The organism is Pseudomonas sp. B424 (assembly GCF_055408345.1).
Window position 1 is genome coordinate 334,044 of record NZ_JBUZTL010000001.1, and the last position, 13,456, is coordinate 347,499.

General features: G+C 57.8%; 13 protein-coding genes. 4 read left to right on the plus strand and 9 right to left on the minus strand.

Features of this window, described 5'->3' with window-relative positions:
• Positions 1–13: 13 nt before the first annotated feature.
• The 5 genes from ACZRMS_RS01340 to hutC form a co-directional block, all read right to left on the minus strand.
• On the minus strand, positions 14–838 hold the full coding sequence (locus tag ACZRMS_RS01340) for a quaternary amine ABC transporter ATP-binding protein (RefSeq protein ID WP_053069561.1): 825 nt from the start codon (positions 836–838) through the stop codon (positions 14–16).
• A complete protein-coding gene (locus ACZRMS_RS01345; RefSeq protein ID WP_048360470.1) occupies positions 835–1,686 on the minus strand; it encodes an ABC transporter permease in 852 nt (283 codons plus the stop codon). The genes ACZRMS_RS01340 and ACZRMS_RS01345 overlap by 4 nt, the downstream gene beginning before the upstream one ends.
• A 53-nt stretch (positions 1,687–1,739) precedes the next feature.
• Positions 1,740–2,708, minus strand: a complete 969-nt coding sequence (locus tag ACZRMS_RS01350) for an ABC transporter substrate-binding protein (protein ID WP_463993784.1) — start codon at positions 2,706–2,708, stop codon at positions 1,740–1,742.
• A 435-nt stretch (positions 2,709–3,143) separates the two neighbouring features.
• Complete coding sequence (locus ACZRMS_RS01355) at positions 3,144–3,722, minus strand: HutD/Ves family protein (RefSeq protein ID WP_463993785.1); 579 nt, start codon at positions 3,720–3,722, stop codon at positions 3,144–3,146.
• A complete protein-coding gene (gene hutC, locus ACZRMS_RS01360; protein ID WP_193790191.1) occupies positions 3,719–4,429 on the minus strand; it encodes a histidine utilization repressor in 711 nt (236 codons plus the stop codon). The genes ACZRMS_RS01355 and hutC overlap by 4 nt, the downstream gene beginning before the upstream one ends.
• Positions 4,430–4,575: 146 nt before the next feature.
• Between hutC and ACZRMS_RS01365 the strand changes: the two genes are divergently transcribed.
• On the plus strand, positions 4,576–5,940 hold the full coding sequence (locus ACZRMS_RS01365) for a formimidoylglutamate deiminase (RefSeq protein ID WP_463993786.1): 1,365 nt from the start codon (positions 4,576–4,578) through the stop codon (positions 5,938–5,940).
• Between the two features lie 117 nt (positions 5,941–6,057).
• Here ACZRMS_RS01365 and ACZRMS_RS01370 read toward each other — a convergent pair whose 3' ends face one another.
• Positions 6,058–7,995: a RecQ family ATP-dependent DNA helicase gene (locus ACZRMS_RS01370; protein WP_463993787.1), complete on the minus strand. Its 1,938-nt coding sequence runs from the start codon at positions 7,993–7,995 to the stop codon at positions 6,058–6,060.
• A gap of 181 nt (positions 7,996–8,176) precedes the next feature.
• Here ACZRMS_RS01370 and ACZRMS_RS01375 point away from each other — a divergent pair, with 181 nt between their 5' ends.
• Entirely contained in the window at positions 8,177–8,527 is a 351-nt protein-coding gene (locus tag ACZRMS_RS01375) for a DUF1493 family protein (RefSeq protein ID WP_463993945.1), read from the plus strand.
• A gap of 66 nt (positions 8,528–8,593) precedes the next feature.
• On the opposite strand, the gene ACZRMS_RS01380 is transcribed toward ACZRMS_RS01375, so the two are convergent.
• The 3 genes from ACZRMS_RS01380 to ACZRMS_RS01390 form a co-directional block, all read right to left on the minus strand.
• Complete coding sequence (locus tag ACZRMS_RS01380) at positions 8,594–10,138, minus strand: phosphoenolpyruvate carboxykinase (RefSeq protein WP_463993788.1); 1,545 nt, start codon at positions 10,136–10,138, stop codon at positions 8,594–8,596.
• Between the two features lie 179 nt (positions 10,139–10,317).
• Positions 10,318–11,220, minus strand: coding sequence for an Hsp33 family molecular chaperone HslO (gene hslO / locus ACZRMS_RS01385; protein ID WP_463993789.1), 903 nt, complete (start codon positions 11,218–11,220; stop codon positions 10,318–10,320).
• A gap of 145 nt (positions 11,221–11,365) precedes the next feature.
• Positions 11,366–11,773 (minus strand): RNA-binding S4 domain-containing protein, encoded by a 408-nt coding sequence (locus ACZRMS_RS01390; RefSeq protein WP_463993790.1) that lies wholly within the window; start codon positions 11,771–11,773, stop codon positions 11,366–11,368.
• A gap of 280 nt (positions 11,774–12,053) precedes the next feature.
• Between ACZRMS_RS01390 and rimB the strand changes: the two genes are divergently transcribed.
• Entirely contained in the window at positions 12,054–12,536 is a 483-nt protein-coding gene (gene rimB, locus ACZRMS_RS01395; RefSeq protein WP_048360480.1) for a retropepsin-like aspartic endopeptidase RimB, read from the plus strand.
• Complete coding sequence (gene rimK / locus ACZRMS_RS01400) at positions 12,533–13,438, plus strand: 30S ribosomal protein S6--L-glutamate ligase (protein WP_016783140.1); 906 nt, start codon at positions 12,533–12,535, stop codon at positions 13,436–13,438. Before rimB ends, rimK begins: the two co-directional genes overlap by 4 nt.
• Positions 13,439–13,456 lie beyond the last annotated feature (18 nt).

The following is a 13,456-nucleotide window of genomic DNA, read 5'->3' on the forward strand; positions in this document are numbered from 1 at the left end:
AATCTGTCTAAATCTAAACCGTCACAGCACGGCGCTGAACAAAGCGATCCACGTAATCGTCAGCCGGCGAGTGAAGAATGTCCTTGGGGGTGCCCACTTGAATCAACCGGCCATCCTTGAGGATCGCAATCCGGTTGCCGATGCGCACCGCTTCATCAAGGTCATGGGTAATGAAGACAATGGTTTTATGCAGGGTCTTTTGCAGTTCAAGCAGTTGATCCTGCATCTCGGCGCGGATCAGCGGATCCAGGGCGCTGAAGGCCTCATCCATCAGGATGATGTCGGTGTCGCTGGCCAGGGCCCGCGCCAGACCCACACGCTGGCGCATGCCGCCAGACAGCTGGTGCGGGTATTTGTTTTCGTACCCTTTGAGGCCCACGGTATTGATCCAGTGCATGGCACGCTCGGCGCACAAGGCTTTGCTTTCGCCACGCACTTTCAGACCGTAGGCCACGTTGTCGATCACGGTTCTGTGGGGCAAAAGACCGAAACTCTGGAACACCATGCTGATCTTGTGCCGGCGGAATTGGCGCAAGGCTTCCATGTCGTATTGCAGGATGTCTTCACCGTCTACCAGGATCGCTCCGCTGGTGGGGTCGATCAGGCGATTGAAGTGGCGTACCAGCGTCGATTTGCCCGACCCGGACAAACCCATGATGACGAAGATTTCACCGGTGCCGATACTCAATGACAAGTCATTGACCCCGACGACACAGCCGGTCTGGGACAAGACCTGATCCTTGGTTTTCTCTTGCTGGATCATGGCCAGCGCTTCCTTGGCACGGCTGCCAAAGATCTTGAACACGTTCTTTACTTCGATTTTAGGGGGCATGCTCATTTGCTCACCTCGTGCCGTGGGCGGCCATAGGCCTGGGTGATGCGGTCGATAACCACTGCCAGAATCACAATCGCCAGACCGGCCTCAAGCCCGCGACCGACGTTCAGCGTCTGGATACCCACCAGTACGTCCTCACCCAGACCCCGCGCACCAATCATCGAGGCGATCACCACCATCGACAGCGCCATCATGGTGGTTTGGTTGATCCCTGCCATGATGCTCGGCATCGCCAGCGGCAACTGCACACCAAACAGCTGTTGCCAGCGGTTGGCACCAAAGGCGTTGATGGCTTCCATCACTTCTGCGTTGACCTGCCGAATGCCCAGATCGGTCAAGCGAATCAGCGGTGGCGCAGAGTAGATAACCGTGGCGAAGATCGCCGGGACTTTGCCCAGGCCAAACAGCATCAACACCGGAATCAGGTACACGAAGCTGGGCATGGTTTGCATGATGTCCAGCATCGGCATCAACACGGCGCGCAAGCGATCGCTGCGGGCCGCGAGAATCCCCAGCGGGATGCCGATCAGCACCGAAATCACCGTGGCGACCATCATCAAGGCCAGCGTTTGCATCAGCTTGTCCCACAAGCCAACAGCCCCCACCAGAAACAACAAGCCGACGATAACTGCCGTGGTCACCAGCTTGCGGGTGGCGTGCCAGGTGACACCTGCAACGATGGCCAGCACCAGCCACCAGGGAGCCATGCGCAGCACGGTCTCAAGATTGACGATGGCCCACAGCATGGTGTCGGAAATATGCCGGAAAATATCGCCATAGTTGGTCACCAGCGCGTCGACCCAACTGTTGACCCAGTCGGCAATTGAGAATGTAAAACGGTCGGGAAACATAAGAACTCTCGATCAAATGAAAGGGACGTACGCGACAGGCAGAGCGTCCGTATTCAGAGTGCAGCCTCAATTTTCTTCGCGCCAGCTTCGTCTACCCATGCGTGCCAGACCTCTGGATGCTCCTTGAGGAACAACACGGCCAGTTGCGGCGACTTGATATTTTCATGGGTCATGCGGGCCAGGTTCTGATTGAGCAGATCGATCGGCAGGTTGACCTTTTCCAGGACGCTGATCAGCTCTGGCGCTTGCTCGTTGAAGACGCTCGACACGCCCACTTTGATCGTCAGGCTCTTGTCGACACCGGGCTTCTCTTCCAGTTTGACCAGATCAAGCTTGCCCATCAGCGGGGTCGGCGACCAGTAATAGAACAGAATCGGCTCGCCGCGCTTGTAGCTCGACAACACGGCGATATCCAGTGCCGGACCGGTACCCGGGCGGAAGTTGGTAAAGCTGTTTTCCAGCCCGTAGCTCTTGAGCATTTCGCTGTTTTCAAGCTCGCAGGTCCAGCCGGCCGGGCAGTTGTAGAAACGCCCCTTGGACGGTTCTTCCTGATCCTTGAACAATGCGGTGTACTGCGCCAGGTCGGCGATGGATTTGAGGTTCGGCGCCTTGGCTTCAATATTGCGGCTGGCATCGCCTTCAATCACGTAACGTGGCACATACCAGCCTTCAACGGCACCCACCACCGGAGCCCCGATGCCTACCACCTTGCCCGCTGCCTCAGCCTTGGACCACACTTTGCTGCGCCCCACCCACTCCTCGGCAAACACCTGAATATCGTTGCTGCCCAGCGCGTTCTCCATGGAAATGGAGTTGCCCGGCAAAGCATCAACCTTACAGTCGTAGCCCTTTGCCAGAACGAACTGCATCAGGTCTGTGAGCAACATCGCGCTTTCCCAGTTAAGCCCGGCGAATTTCACCGGCTTGCCTGACTCGCACCATGTGGCCGCCTGAGCAGTACCGGCACCAAGTAACAGGCTGATGGACAGTAAAGGGGTCAGCAGAGTCTTGTGGATGTTCATTGAGTGACGCTCCTAATCATTAAAAGGCTAAGGCTGGCTACGGCATACGGTTTCCAGGAGCTTTCAGCGGGTCCCTGCGCAGTGGGTCAATCAGCTCAGTAATGCTCCCTCTCGATGTGGCTAAAGGCGTGGCAAATCAGGGGGTGTACGTCAGTACTCGATGTACAGTCATGTACTTGTACATACAAGCATATGCAAGTAAGCGGCCAAGATGAGATTTCAGCGGGCGAAATTGTTCAAACGCCGCTGAAAGTCCCGAAAATAAGGACGATGAAGGAGGTAGGAATTGTCTTTAAATGATGAAAGATAAGACGAAGGGATGTTACTGAATCGGGGTTTTGCTTCTTTCTGGGGCGTTAAGTAACAAGCTGGGGCACTGCTTACTGTTCAAGGGTGGAAGCTGGCTGACCAGCTTCCACGGGCGCAACCTTTGCTTCAGACCGCACTCAACTCAATCACGCAGCAACGGCCTGTGACCGTGACTTCCAGCAACTCGCGATTGGCGCTCAGTTGCAGGCAATCGTAACGTCCCAAGTGTTCGTGGCAGGTTTTACCCAAGCCCACATGCACGTGTTCACCAGCGCTGAAAATCACCAGGGTGTGTGCCGAACTGAACAACCGCTGCGGGGTTGTCGCGTCCAGCCATTGCAGCCGGGCGGTGTAGCGTTGCGGGGCGTAGATCAGGTTGAAGTCGCGGATCGGCCCATCAATCAGGGTGCAGCTGACGGTGCTTTCGCCTTTAAACGCGAACGCATCGAACGGCAGCAAGGCCCGGGTACTCAGGCCGTCGACTTGCAGGTTCATGCCCGCGCCTTGCAGCACGCTGATAATCCGCTGATAGCCGTCGAAGCGCGAAAAACCGCCTGACTCGCCAATGTCGGCAATCGACAGGCGCCAGCCAAAGCCTTCCAGGCCCTCGCCAGCGTCGCGGGTAATTTCTTCGGTGCTGCCCCCGCCGTTTTTCCATGGCATGCGCGGGTAATCGGCGGCGCGTAAAACTCTCAGCTCATTCATTTACTGAAACGTCCTTCGAGGCGGTGACGGGAACCGGGGTGAATCAAACGAGCAGCGGTAACGGGCTGACGCCCCGACCAGGTGCGGCGGCGAATCAGAAGGCACGGCTCGCCGGGCTCGATTTGCAGCAACTTGCACTCTTTGGGGTCAGCCAGAATCGCTTCGACCACGTGCTCGCCTTCGGTCAGCGGAGCGACCTGAGACAAATAGGCGTAGGGCGTTTGCAGGGTGAAGTCTTGCTTGAGGTAGTCCGGCGCCACCTGGGCATTTACGAAACGGTCCTCAATTTGCACGGCAATTCCGTTCTCGTAGTGCACGATCAGTGAATGAAAGACTTTCTGCCCTTCACGCATGTCGAGCACGGCGGCGCGTTCGGAGCCGGCCATTTCTTCACCCAGACTGATCACTTTGCAGGTGTGCTTATGCCCACGCGCGGCGATTTCATCGGCGATGTTGTTGACTTGAAACAGCGCAGACTGGGTCTTGGGCTCAGCCACAAAGGTGCCGACGCCCTGCATGCGCACCAGTAAACCGTCGGCGGTCATTTCACGCAGCGCACGGTTGATGGTCATGCGGCTGAAGCCCAACTGGCTGACCAGTTCGCTTTCAGAAGGCACACGGTAATGCGGCGGCCAGTTCCCGCTCTGGATTTGCGCAGTGATCATCTGCTTTACACGGGCATATAGCGGGGCCGGACTGTCGCCCATGTGGGCGGCCAGCGGGGACACGACAGGCGGAGTCGACACAGGCAATCCTTGTTCATGAGTTAAGGGGCGTAGCTTGCCGGAGTTTACCGAGCAGGCAAACGTCTGTATATGTATATACAAATAACAAACCATGGGGTGCCTAACCGATGTCCGTCTTCTTTGCCGAGCGCGCGCTGTTACCTACAGGCTGGGCGACCAATGTCCGAATCGAGGTCGGCGCCGATGGCTGCCTGACCCGAATTCAAGCCAATGCCGACGCGCACGGCGCCGAACGCCTGAGCGGTCCCCTGCTGCCGGGCATGCCCAACCTGCACTCCCACGCGTTCCAGCGGGCCATGGCCGGTTTGGCCGAAGTGGCGGGCAACCCCAACGACAGCTTCTGGACCTGGCGCGACTTGATGTATCGGCTGGTCGGAAAAATCAGCCCGGAACAGCTCGGCATCATCGCCCGCCAGCTGTACATCGAAATGCTCAAGGCCGGTTACACCTCGGTGGCCGAATTCCATTACGTGCACCACGACCTGTCGGGCCAGCCCTATGCCAACCCGGCAGAGCTGGCGTTGCGCATCAGCGAGGCGGCCCGCTCGACCGGTATTGGCCTGACCCTGCTGCCAGTGCTGTACAGCCACGCAGGTTTTGGCGGCCAGACACCCAATGAAGGCCAGCGACGCTTTATCAACAGCACCGAGCAATACCTGAAATTGCAGCAACAGTTGCAGCCGCTGCTGGCTCAACAACCCGCACAAGCGCTGGGCTTGTGCTTCCACTCGTTGCGCGCCGTCACCCCCGAGCAAATCCACGAAGTCATGCAGCCCAGTGACAAGGCTTGCCCGGTGCATATCCATATCGCCGAGCAGCAAAAGGAAGTCGACGACTGCCTGAGCTGGAGCGGTAAACGTCCGATCCAGTGGCTGTATGACAACGTTGAGGTAGACCAGCGCTGGTGCCTGGTGCACGCGACCCACGCCAATGCAGACGAAGTGCGGCTTATGGCGCAAAGCCAGGCCGTGGCCGGGTTGTGCCTGACCACTGAAGCCAACCTGGGCGACGGTATCTTCCCGGCCGTGGACTATCTGGCCCAGGGCGGGCGCATGGGCATCGGTTCAGACAGCCATGTGTCACTGAGTGTGGTTGAGGAACTGCGCTGGCTGGAATACGGCCAGCGCTTGCGCGATCAGCGCCGCAACCGGATGTACCGCAGCGATCAGCCGATGGTCGGCCGCACGCTGTACGACGCAGCCCTCGCAGGCGGCGCACAGGCGATGGGGCAACCCGTGGCCGGACTGGCCGTGGGCCAGCGCGCCGACTGGCTGGTACTGGACGGCAACGACCCGTACCTGGCCACCGCCCGGGACGATGCCATTCTCAACCGGTGGTTGTTTGCCGGCGGCGACCGCCAGGTACGCGATGTGCTGGTCAATGGCCAGTGGGTAGTACGCGATGGTCATCACGCTGATGAGGAAGCCAGTTGCCGCGACTTCACCCGTGTGCTGCGCGAGTTGCTGGGGTAATTTTTAACCGCAGCCTGCGGCTGCAGGAAAACTTCATCAGTGGGAGCGAGCCTGCTCGCGAAGGCCGTTCGCGAGCAGGCTCGCTCCCACAGGGGGGCTTGATCGGGCGCAGAGTATCTACAAGGAAAGCAGATGTTTCGCCGCCCATTCCCGGACCTCGGCATAGGGGTAGTACTCCAATGCCGCAAAACCCGGAATGGCCCGCGCTTTCATCTTGGTGAACATCGGCACGCTGATCCCGCATAAAAATCGGGTCAGACGTTCTGCCGGGGGATAACTGCCCGTGTACTCCTGATGCCTGTGGATAAAAGCACCGCACAGTGCTTCAAAGTTTTTATCCACAAGCGGCGCCAGCGCGGGAGGCTCCGGCAAGTGAGCGACCTGCCCTGCACATACCGAACAATGCCCGCACTGCTGCGGGGCCTGCCCGTCGCCAAAGTACTGCGCCAGTCGATGGCTCAGGCAAGTGTCACTGGCAAACAACGCCAGCATCGCGTGAATGCGCACAATCTCGCCGCGCTCATGGGCCGTAAAGTAAGCATGCAGTTCCTGACTTAAAGCCCGGGCATCAAAATCGCTCACCAACAGGCTGTAGACCTCGGTCATCTGTTTGCTTTCCAGCTCGATCCAGCCCTTCTCCTGAAAGTAATCCAGCGCTTTGACCACACGATTGCGGTCAGCCTGATGCTGGCTGTACAACGCGTCGAAATTCACCGTGGCCCAGGTTCTGGCGCGCGTGGAGGTCTGAATGATGGCCGAGACAAACTGCTGCCGCTCGCCTTCGAACCTTGCCAGCAGCACCTCGGGCTCGATCAGGAACTTGAACCGGTATTCGGCAAAATAGGCGTAACGCGGGGCAATCAGGCCGCGCAGTTCCAGCTGAACCAACAAGGTCTTGAGCGGTAGCTGACGAATATTGCTCTGATCGGACAACGGCAGGAGCATGAACTCCCACTGCCCTTCAGGTATTGCCCCACGCAACTCATCCAGCACACAGCGAATACCCTGCAGCTCAGGCGTGTCGCCGTAGACAAAGTTTTCCAGCACGTTGAGGCTGTCGCGGTTGGCCAGCACCAAACACTCCGACGGCTGGCCATCACGCCCGGCCCGACCGATCTCCTGGCTGTAGTTTTCAATCGACTTGGGCAAGTCGAAATGCACCACATTGCGGATGTCACTTTTATCGATCCCCATCCCAAAGGCGATGGTGGCGACAATGCAGTTCAACTGGCCGCCCATGAACTGGCGCTGAATGCCCTCACGCTGCTCATGGGGCAAACCGGCGTGATAGGCGTTGGCGCTGATACCGTGCTGACTGAGATGCTGAGCGATCTGTTCGGCGGTCTTTTGCAGCGTGACGTAGACAATGCTCGGCTGGCCGATGCGCTCGCCCATCCACTGCACCAGACGCTGACGCTTGGCCGCACCGCTGACCGGCTCGACCCATAAATTGAGGTTGGCACGATAGAAACCGGTCGTGATGACGTCCGATTCGGCAATCGCGAATTTGGTCTGCATGTCCGCGATAACATTCGGCGTAGCCGTCGCCGTCAACAGCAAGGCTTGAGGGATATTGAACTGGCGCTGGTAGTCCGGGAGCTTCAAGTAGTCCGGGCGAAAGTTATGCCCCCACTCGGAAATACAGTGCGCCTCGTCTACCACCAGCAGCGAAATCGGTACCTGCTGCAAAAAATTACGGAAGCGCTCGTTCTTCAGGCGCTCGACCGAAATCATCAGAATCTTCAATTCGCCAGACCTGGCCCGGGCCATGACTGCGCTGGCGTCCTCACGGCTTTGCGCCGAATCAATGCTGGCAGCCGCAATCCCGTGGCGCTGCAAAAACGCCAACTGATCCTGCATCAGGGCCAGCAAGGGGGACACCACCAACGTCAGGTGAGGCAACAGCAAAGCCGGCAATTGGTAGCACAACGACTTGCCCGACCCCGTCGGAAAAATCGCCGCCGCCGACCGACCGGCCAATACAGCACTGATGGCTGCCTCCTGGCCTGCTCGAAATTGTGGATAACCGAAAACCTGTTCCAGGGTGTTGTGCATTACTGTCACTCCATTGACCGCTGCAAAGCGCAAAACTTTATCGCGAGAAATACAGCCGATCGAGAAAAGGTCGGAGGCAAATTGAGAAGGGATGATACAGGGTCGGGCTTGTAGTGGCTGTCGAGTACCCTGCCATCAGAAACAACGTTAAAGTTCAGGCCCAAAGAGCTGGACCTCCATGATGAAACTCGCCACCGATCTGCCTGACACCCACACCTTGCGCGAGCTGATGCAATTGCTGCATGAAGAAATCGGCCTGCCGGACCACAAGACCATCAGCCTGAAAACGTCGATCAATATCGACCTGGGTTGCAACGGCACGGATGCCCAGCATCTGATGGAAGCCCTTGAAGAACGTTTCGGCCTGGAGTTGGCGGACTATGATGCCTATCGCTACTTCCAGCCAGCAGGCAACGACCCGCACTTCAAGCGCAACGCCAAAGGCCGGGGCAGCAAGGTGCCGCTGACCATTGGCATGTTGTATGAGGCCATCAAGGCCGGCCATTGGGATACGCAAGCGCTGGAAGGTTAAATTTCAGGCACAAAAAAGCCGCCCTCTCAGGCGGCTTTTTTGTGGATCAACACACTGACCGAATGCTTACGCCTTCGGGCCAGCAGCCTTGATCGCGTCGCTGACGTCGAACTTCTTGAAGTTCTCTACGAACAGGCCGGCCAATGCCTTGGCAGCTTCGTCATAGGCAGCTTTATCAGCCCAGGTGTTGCGCGGGTTGAGCAGAACAGTGTCAACGCCCGGCACGCTCAATGGCACGTCGAGGTTGATGGTGTCCAGGTGCTCGGTTTCTGCGCCGATCAGAGCACCGCTCTGGATCGCTGCAATCACGCCACGAGTAGTCGGGATGTTGAAACGCTTGCCAACGCCGTAGCCACCGCCGGTCCAGCCGGTGTTAACCAGGTACACCTTGGAGCCGAAGCCGCGGATGCGCTTGATCAGCAGCTCTGCGTATTCGCCAGCAGGACGCGGGAAGAACGGTGCGCCGAAGCAGGTGGAGAAGGTCGACTTGATGCCGCTGCCCGAACCCATTTCAGTCGAGCCCACCAGAGCGGTGTAGCCAGACAGGAAGTGGTAGGCCGCTTGTTCTTCGCTGAGGATCGACACAGGTGGCAGCACGCCAGTCAGATCGCAGGTCAGGAAGATCACAGCGTTTGGCTCGCCGCCCAGGTTCAACGGTGCGCGTTTTTCGATCAGTTCACGCGGGTAAGCCGCACGGCTGTTCTGGGTCAGGCTGTCGTCTGCGTAATCCGGTTTTTTGGTAACCGGGTCCAGTACGACGTTTTCCAGTACTGCGCCATGTTGGATGGCTTTCCAGATTACCGGCTCGTTCTTCTCGGACAAGTCGATGCACTTGGCATAGCAACCGCCTTCGATGTTGAACACCACGCCCACGCCCCAGCCGTGTTCGTCGTCACCGATCAGGTAACGGCTTTCATCAGCCGACAGAGTGGTTTTACCGGTGCCGGACAGGCCGAAGAACAGGGTCACATCGCCCTCTTCGCCCATGTTGGCTGCACAGTGCATCGGCAGAACGTCAACTGCTGGCAGCAGAAAGTTCTGTACCGAGAACAGAGCTTTTTTCATCTCGCCGGCGTAACGCATGCCAGCGATCAGGACTTTTTTGGCTGCAAAGTTGATGATCACGCAACCGTCGGAGTTGGTGCCATCACGCTCTGGCTCGCACACGAAGTTCGGTGCGTTGATCACTTGCCACTCGTCTTTGCCCGCCGGGTTGTACTGTTCAGGGTTGATGAACAGGCAACGGCCAAACAGGTTGTGCCACGCAGTTTCGGTGGTCATTTTGACTGGCAGGTAGTGCGCCGGATCAGAACCTACATGTACGTGGGAAACGAAACGCTCACGCTCGCCCAGGTAAGCTGCAACGCGGTCCCACAAGGCGTCGAACTTGTCAGCCGGGAACTTGCGGTTGATCGGGCCCCAGGCAATGGCTGCCTGAGTGGACGGTTCTTCAACAATGAAGCGGTCAGCCGGCGAACGGCCTGTACGGTGGCCAGTTTTGACAACCAGTGCGCCATTGTCGGCAAGCTCGCCTTCACCACGGCTCAGGGCTTCTTTGACCAGATCGTCGATGCTCAGATCGGTGTACACGGCGTTATTAGCTTGCGTCATGAGGTTCCCCGTCGGCCATTGGCCGAGTGCGCCAAACGTTTTGTAGTAGAAAAGTTTGCACTACTACCGCGAAAAAAGTGGGCCGGATTATGCCAGAAAACCCCAAAAAGAGTAGGGCCCACCTGTCAGAACCGCGCAAGAACGGGCTTTGACAGGTGTTTTACCTAGGCTGAAACGTTTTAGTGATGAGTGTCAGAAGGGGATTCAACACCCGCACCAGCGAACAATTGATCGACATCCGCCGCATCGAACAGGTAGCGCTCGTTACAAAATTGGCAGTCAATTTCGATATGGCCGCCATGTTCGGTCACCAGCGTCAGCGCGTCTTCATGGCCCAGGCTGGTCAAGGCATTACCCGAACGCTCACGCGAGCAGCTGCATTTGAATTCAATGGCCTGGTTGTCAAACAAACGCACTGTTTCTTCGTGATACAGGCGATGCAGGATGGTTTCGTTGTCCAGGCCCAGCAGCTCTTCAGCCTTGAGCGTATCGCCCAGCATCAGCAACCGGTCCCAGCTGTCCACACGCTCGTCTTCATCCTTGACCACGTCGGCAGGCAATTGCTGCAAGAACATGCCGCGCGCGCGCTGGCCGTCAGCCACAAGCCAGAAACGGGTCGGCACTTGCTCGGACATGACGAAGTAGTTGGTGAAACAGTCAGCCAGTGTCTCGCCGTTCAGATCCACAATGCCCTGGTAGCGTTTGCCAACCGTAGGATCGATTGTAATGGCCAGTACGCCGTTAGGCAGCAGGTCCGCCAGAGTGGCATCCGCAGCAATCTTGTCGGCGTCAAAACGTGCCAGGCCGCGTATTTCACGGTCGCTGGTGCATTCGATCATCAGCAGCGGCACCGGGCCTTCGGAACGCGCCTGCAGGCTCAGCAAACCATCGATTTTCTGGTTGCCCACCAGCAACGCCGCCGCTGCCATCAGCTCGCCCAGCAACTGCTGAACCGGCTGCGGGTAGGCATGCTTGGCCAACACATCAGCGTAGCTGTGCTCCAGCGAAGCCAGCTCGCCGCGCGCATCGCTGGTGTCGAACATAAAGCGTTGTGTGGCATCTGTTTTGAGTAAGTCGGACATAAGAATAGAGTTCTGAATTGGTGACAAAATGTGTTCGAGTCTTTAAATATCGTACAAATCTAATGAGCTTATATGGCGTCATGATTCAACGATTACAAGCTATGTGCCCACAGACTCGACGTACGGTTTACGCGAATCAGCCTGATCACTCCCCGCCACTGGCGTCATGGAACTGATGCAGTTGGCGTCGTTGTTTCTTGGTTGGCTTGCCATCGGTGCTGATGCCCATGGCTCCGGACTTGCGCATGGCCGCCGCATTTTCGCGCTTGGCGATGCTTTGTTCGGTTTCGGCGTACAGCAACTGGGCTTGCGGGGCGCCACGGCGCACCACAGACAGCGCTTTAACTTCTACCGTACGCTCTTCAAGGCCCACACGAATTTGCAGCTCGTCGCCCAGACGCGGCTCTTTGCTCGGCTTACAACGCTCGCCACGGCAATGCACCTTGCCGCTTTCAATCGCGGCTTTCGCCAGTGCACGGGTTTTGTAAAAACGCGCGGCCCAGAGCCACTTGTCCAGGCGAACCTTGTCGTCCTCTTCGTGCTTTTGCGCCACTGGAATTCCTCTTCACTTAAATAGTCAGAACAGTACTACTACTAGCGATGAACAACTGAAGCAATTGGCCCGATAGAATGCCCGCCTGCCAAATAGCGTACACACAGATAACTGTCGCCATTTGCCGGATATTCTGCGTGAATGCCCACAGGTCTGTTGACGACGCGGCTCACAACGAAACGTCAACAGCCCCCAGTACGCTGTCACATCGGCTTCGCCGATTGCTTTACCTGCAGGGTTCCTCCTGCGGCCTGAATACGTTAATCGCTGGTTACTTATATTGAAGACTTTTGATCACTTGGCCGTTGTCGGTCTGCGCGAGTGGGTGGCGCTTCCCGATTTGGGAGTCGCGGGCCTGCGGGCGAAAATCGACACCGGCGCCAGTACTTCCAGCCTGCACGCCACCGAAATCGAGCCGTTTGAGCGCGATGGTGTCGAGTGGGTACGTTTCAATGCCCATCTGGGCACGTTGGTGCAACTGCGTCATCGTCGCTGTGAAGCCCCTTTGGTGGCAATTAAAACCATCAAAAGCTCCAACGGCCACACGCAGGTTCGTTATGTGATCCGCACCGGCCTGGCGCTGGGTGATCGGGTATGGCAGGTCGAGTTCACGCTTGCTTGCCGAAAATCGATGCGTTATCGCCTGTTGCTGGGTTCAAAAGCCCTGGTTCACGGCCAGCTGGTCGTCAATCCGGCACTAAAATATATACAAGACAAGCCGGTTTTTCCGGTCACTACTACCTCTGCCACAGGTGTTGCATGAAGATCGCTGTGCTGTCGCGTAACCCGCGTCTGTATTCCACTCGTCGTCTGGTTGAAGCCGGTACTGAGCGTGGCCATGAAATGGTAGTGATCGATACCCTGCGCGCCTATATGAACATTGCCAGTCATAAGCCGCAGATTCACTACCGCGGCAAGCCGCTCGAAGGTTTCGACGCCGTGATCCCGCGTATTGGAGCCTCGGTCACTTTCTACGGCTGTGCGGTGTTGCGCCAGTTCGAAATGATGGGGGTTTTCCCGCTCAACGAATCGGTGGCAATTGCCCGCTCACGGGACAAGCTGCGCTCGCTGCAGCTGTTGTCGCGACGGGGCCTGGGTTTGCCCGTAACGGGTTTTGCCCATTCGCCGGATGACATCCCCGACCTGATCGAGATGGTCAACGGTGCCCCGCTGGTGATCAAGGTGCTGGAAGGTACGCAAGGTATCGGCGTGGTGCTGTGTGAAACCGCCACCGCCGCCGAGTCGGTGATCGAGGCCTTTATGGGGCTCAAGCAAAACATCATGGTGCAGGAGTACATCAAGGAAGCCGGCGGGGCCGATATTCGCTGCTTCGTGGTCGGGGACAAGGTTATCGCGGCCATGAAGCGTCAGGCCAAACCGGGAGAGTTCCGCTCCAACCTGCATCGGGGCGGCAGCGCCAGCCTGATCAAGATCACCCCCGAAGAACGCATGACCGCCATTCGCGCGGCCAAAGTCATGGGGTTGAGCGTGGCGGGTGTCGATATCCTGCGCTCCAACCACGGCCCGCTGGTGCTGGAGGTCAACTCGTCACCAGGGCTGGAAGGCATTGAAACCACCACAGGCAAGGACGTGGCCGGGATCATCATTCAGCATCTGGAGAAAAACAGCAGCCCGCATATGACGCGGACCAAAGGCAAAGGCTAAAAACCTGTGTAGCCGCTG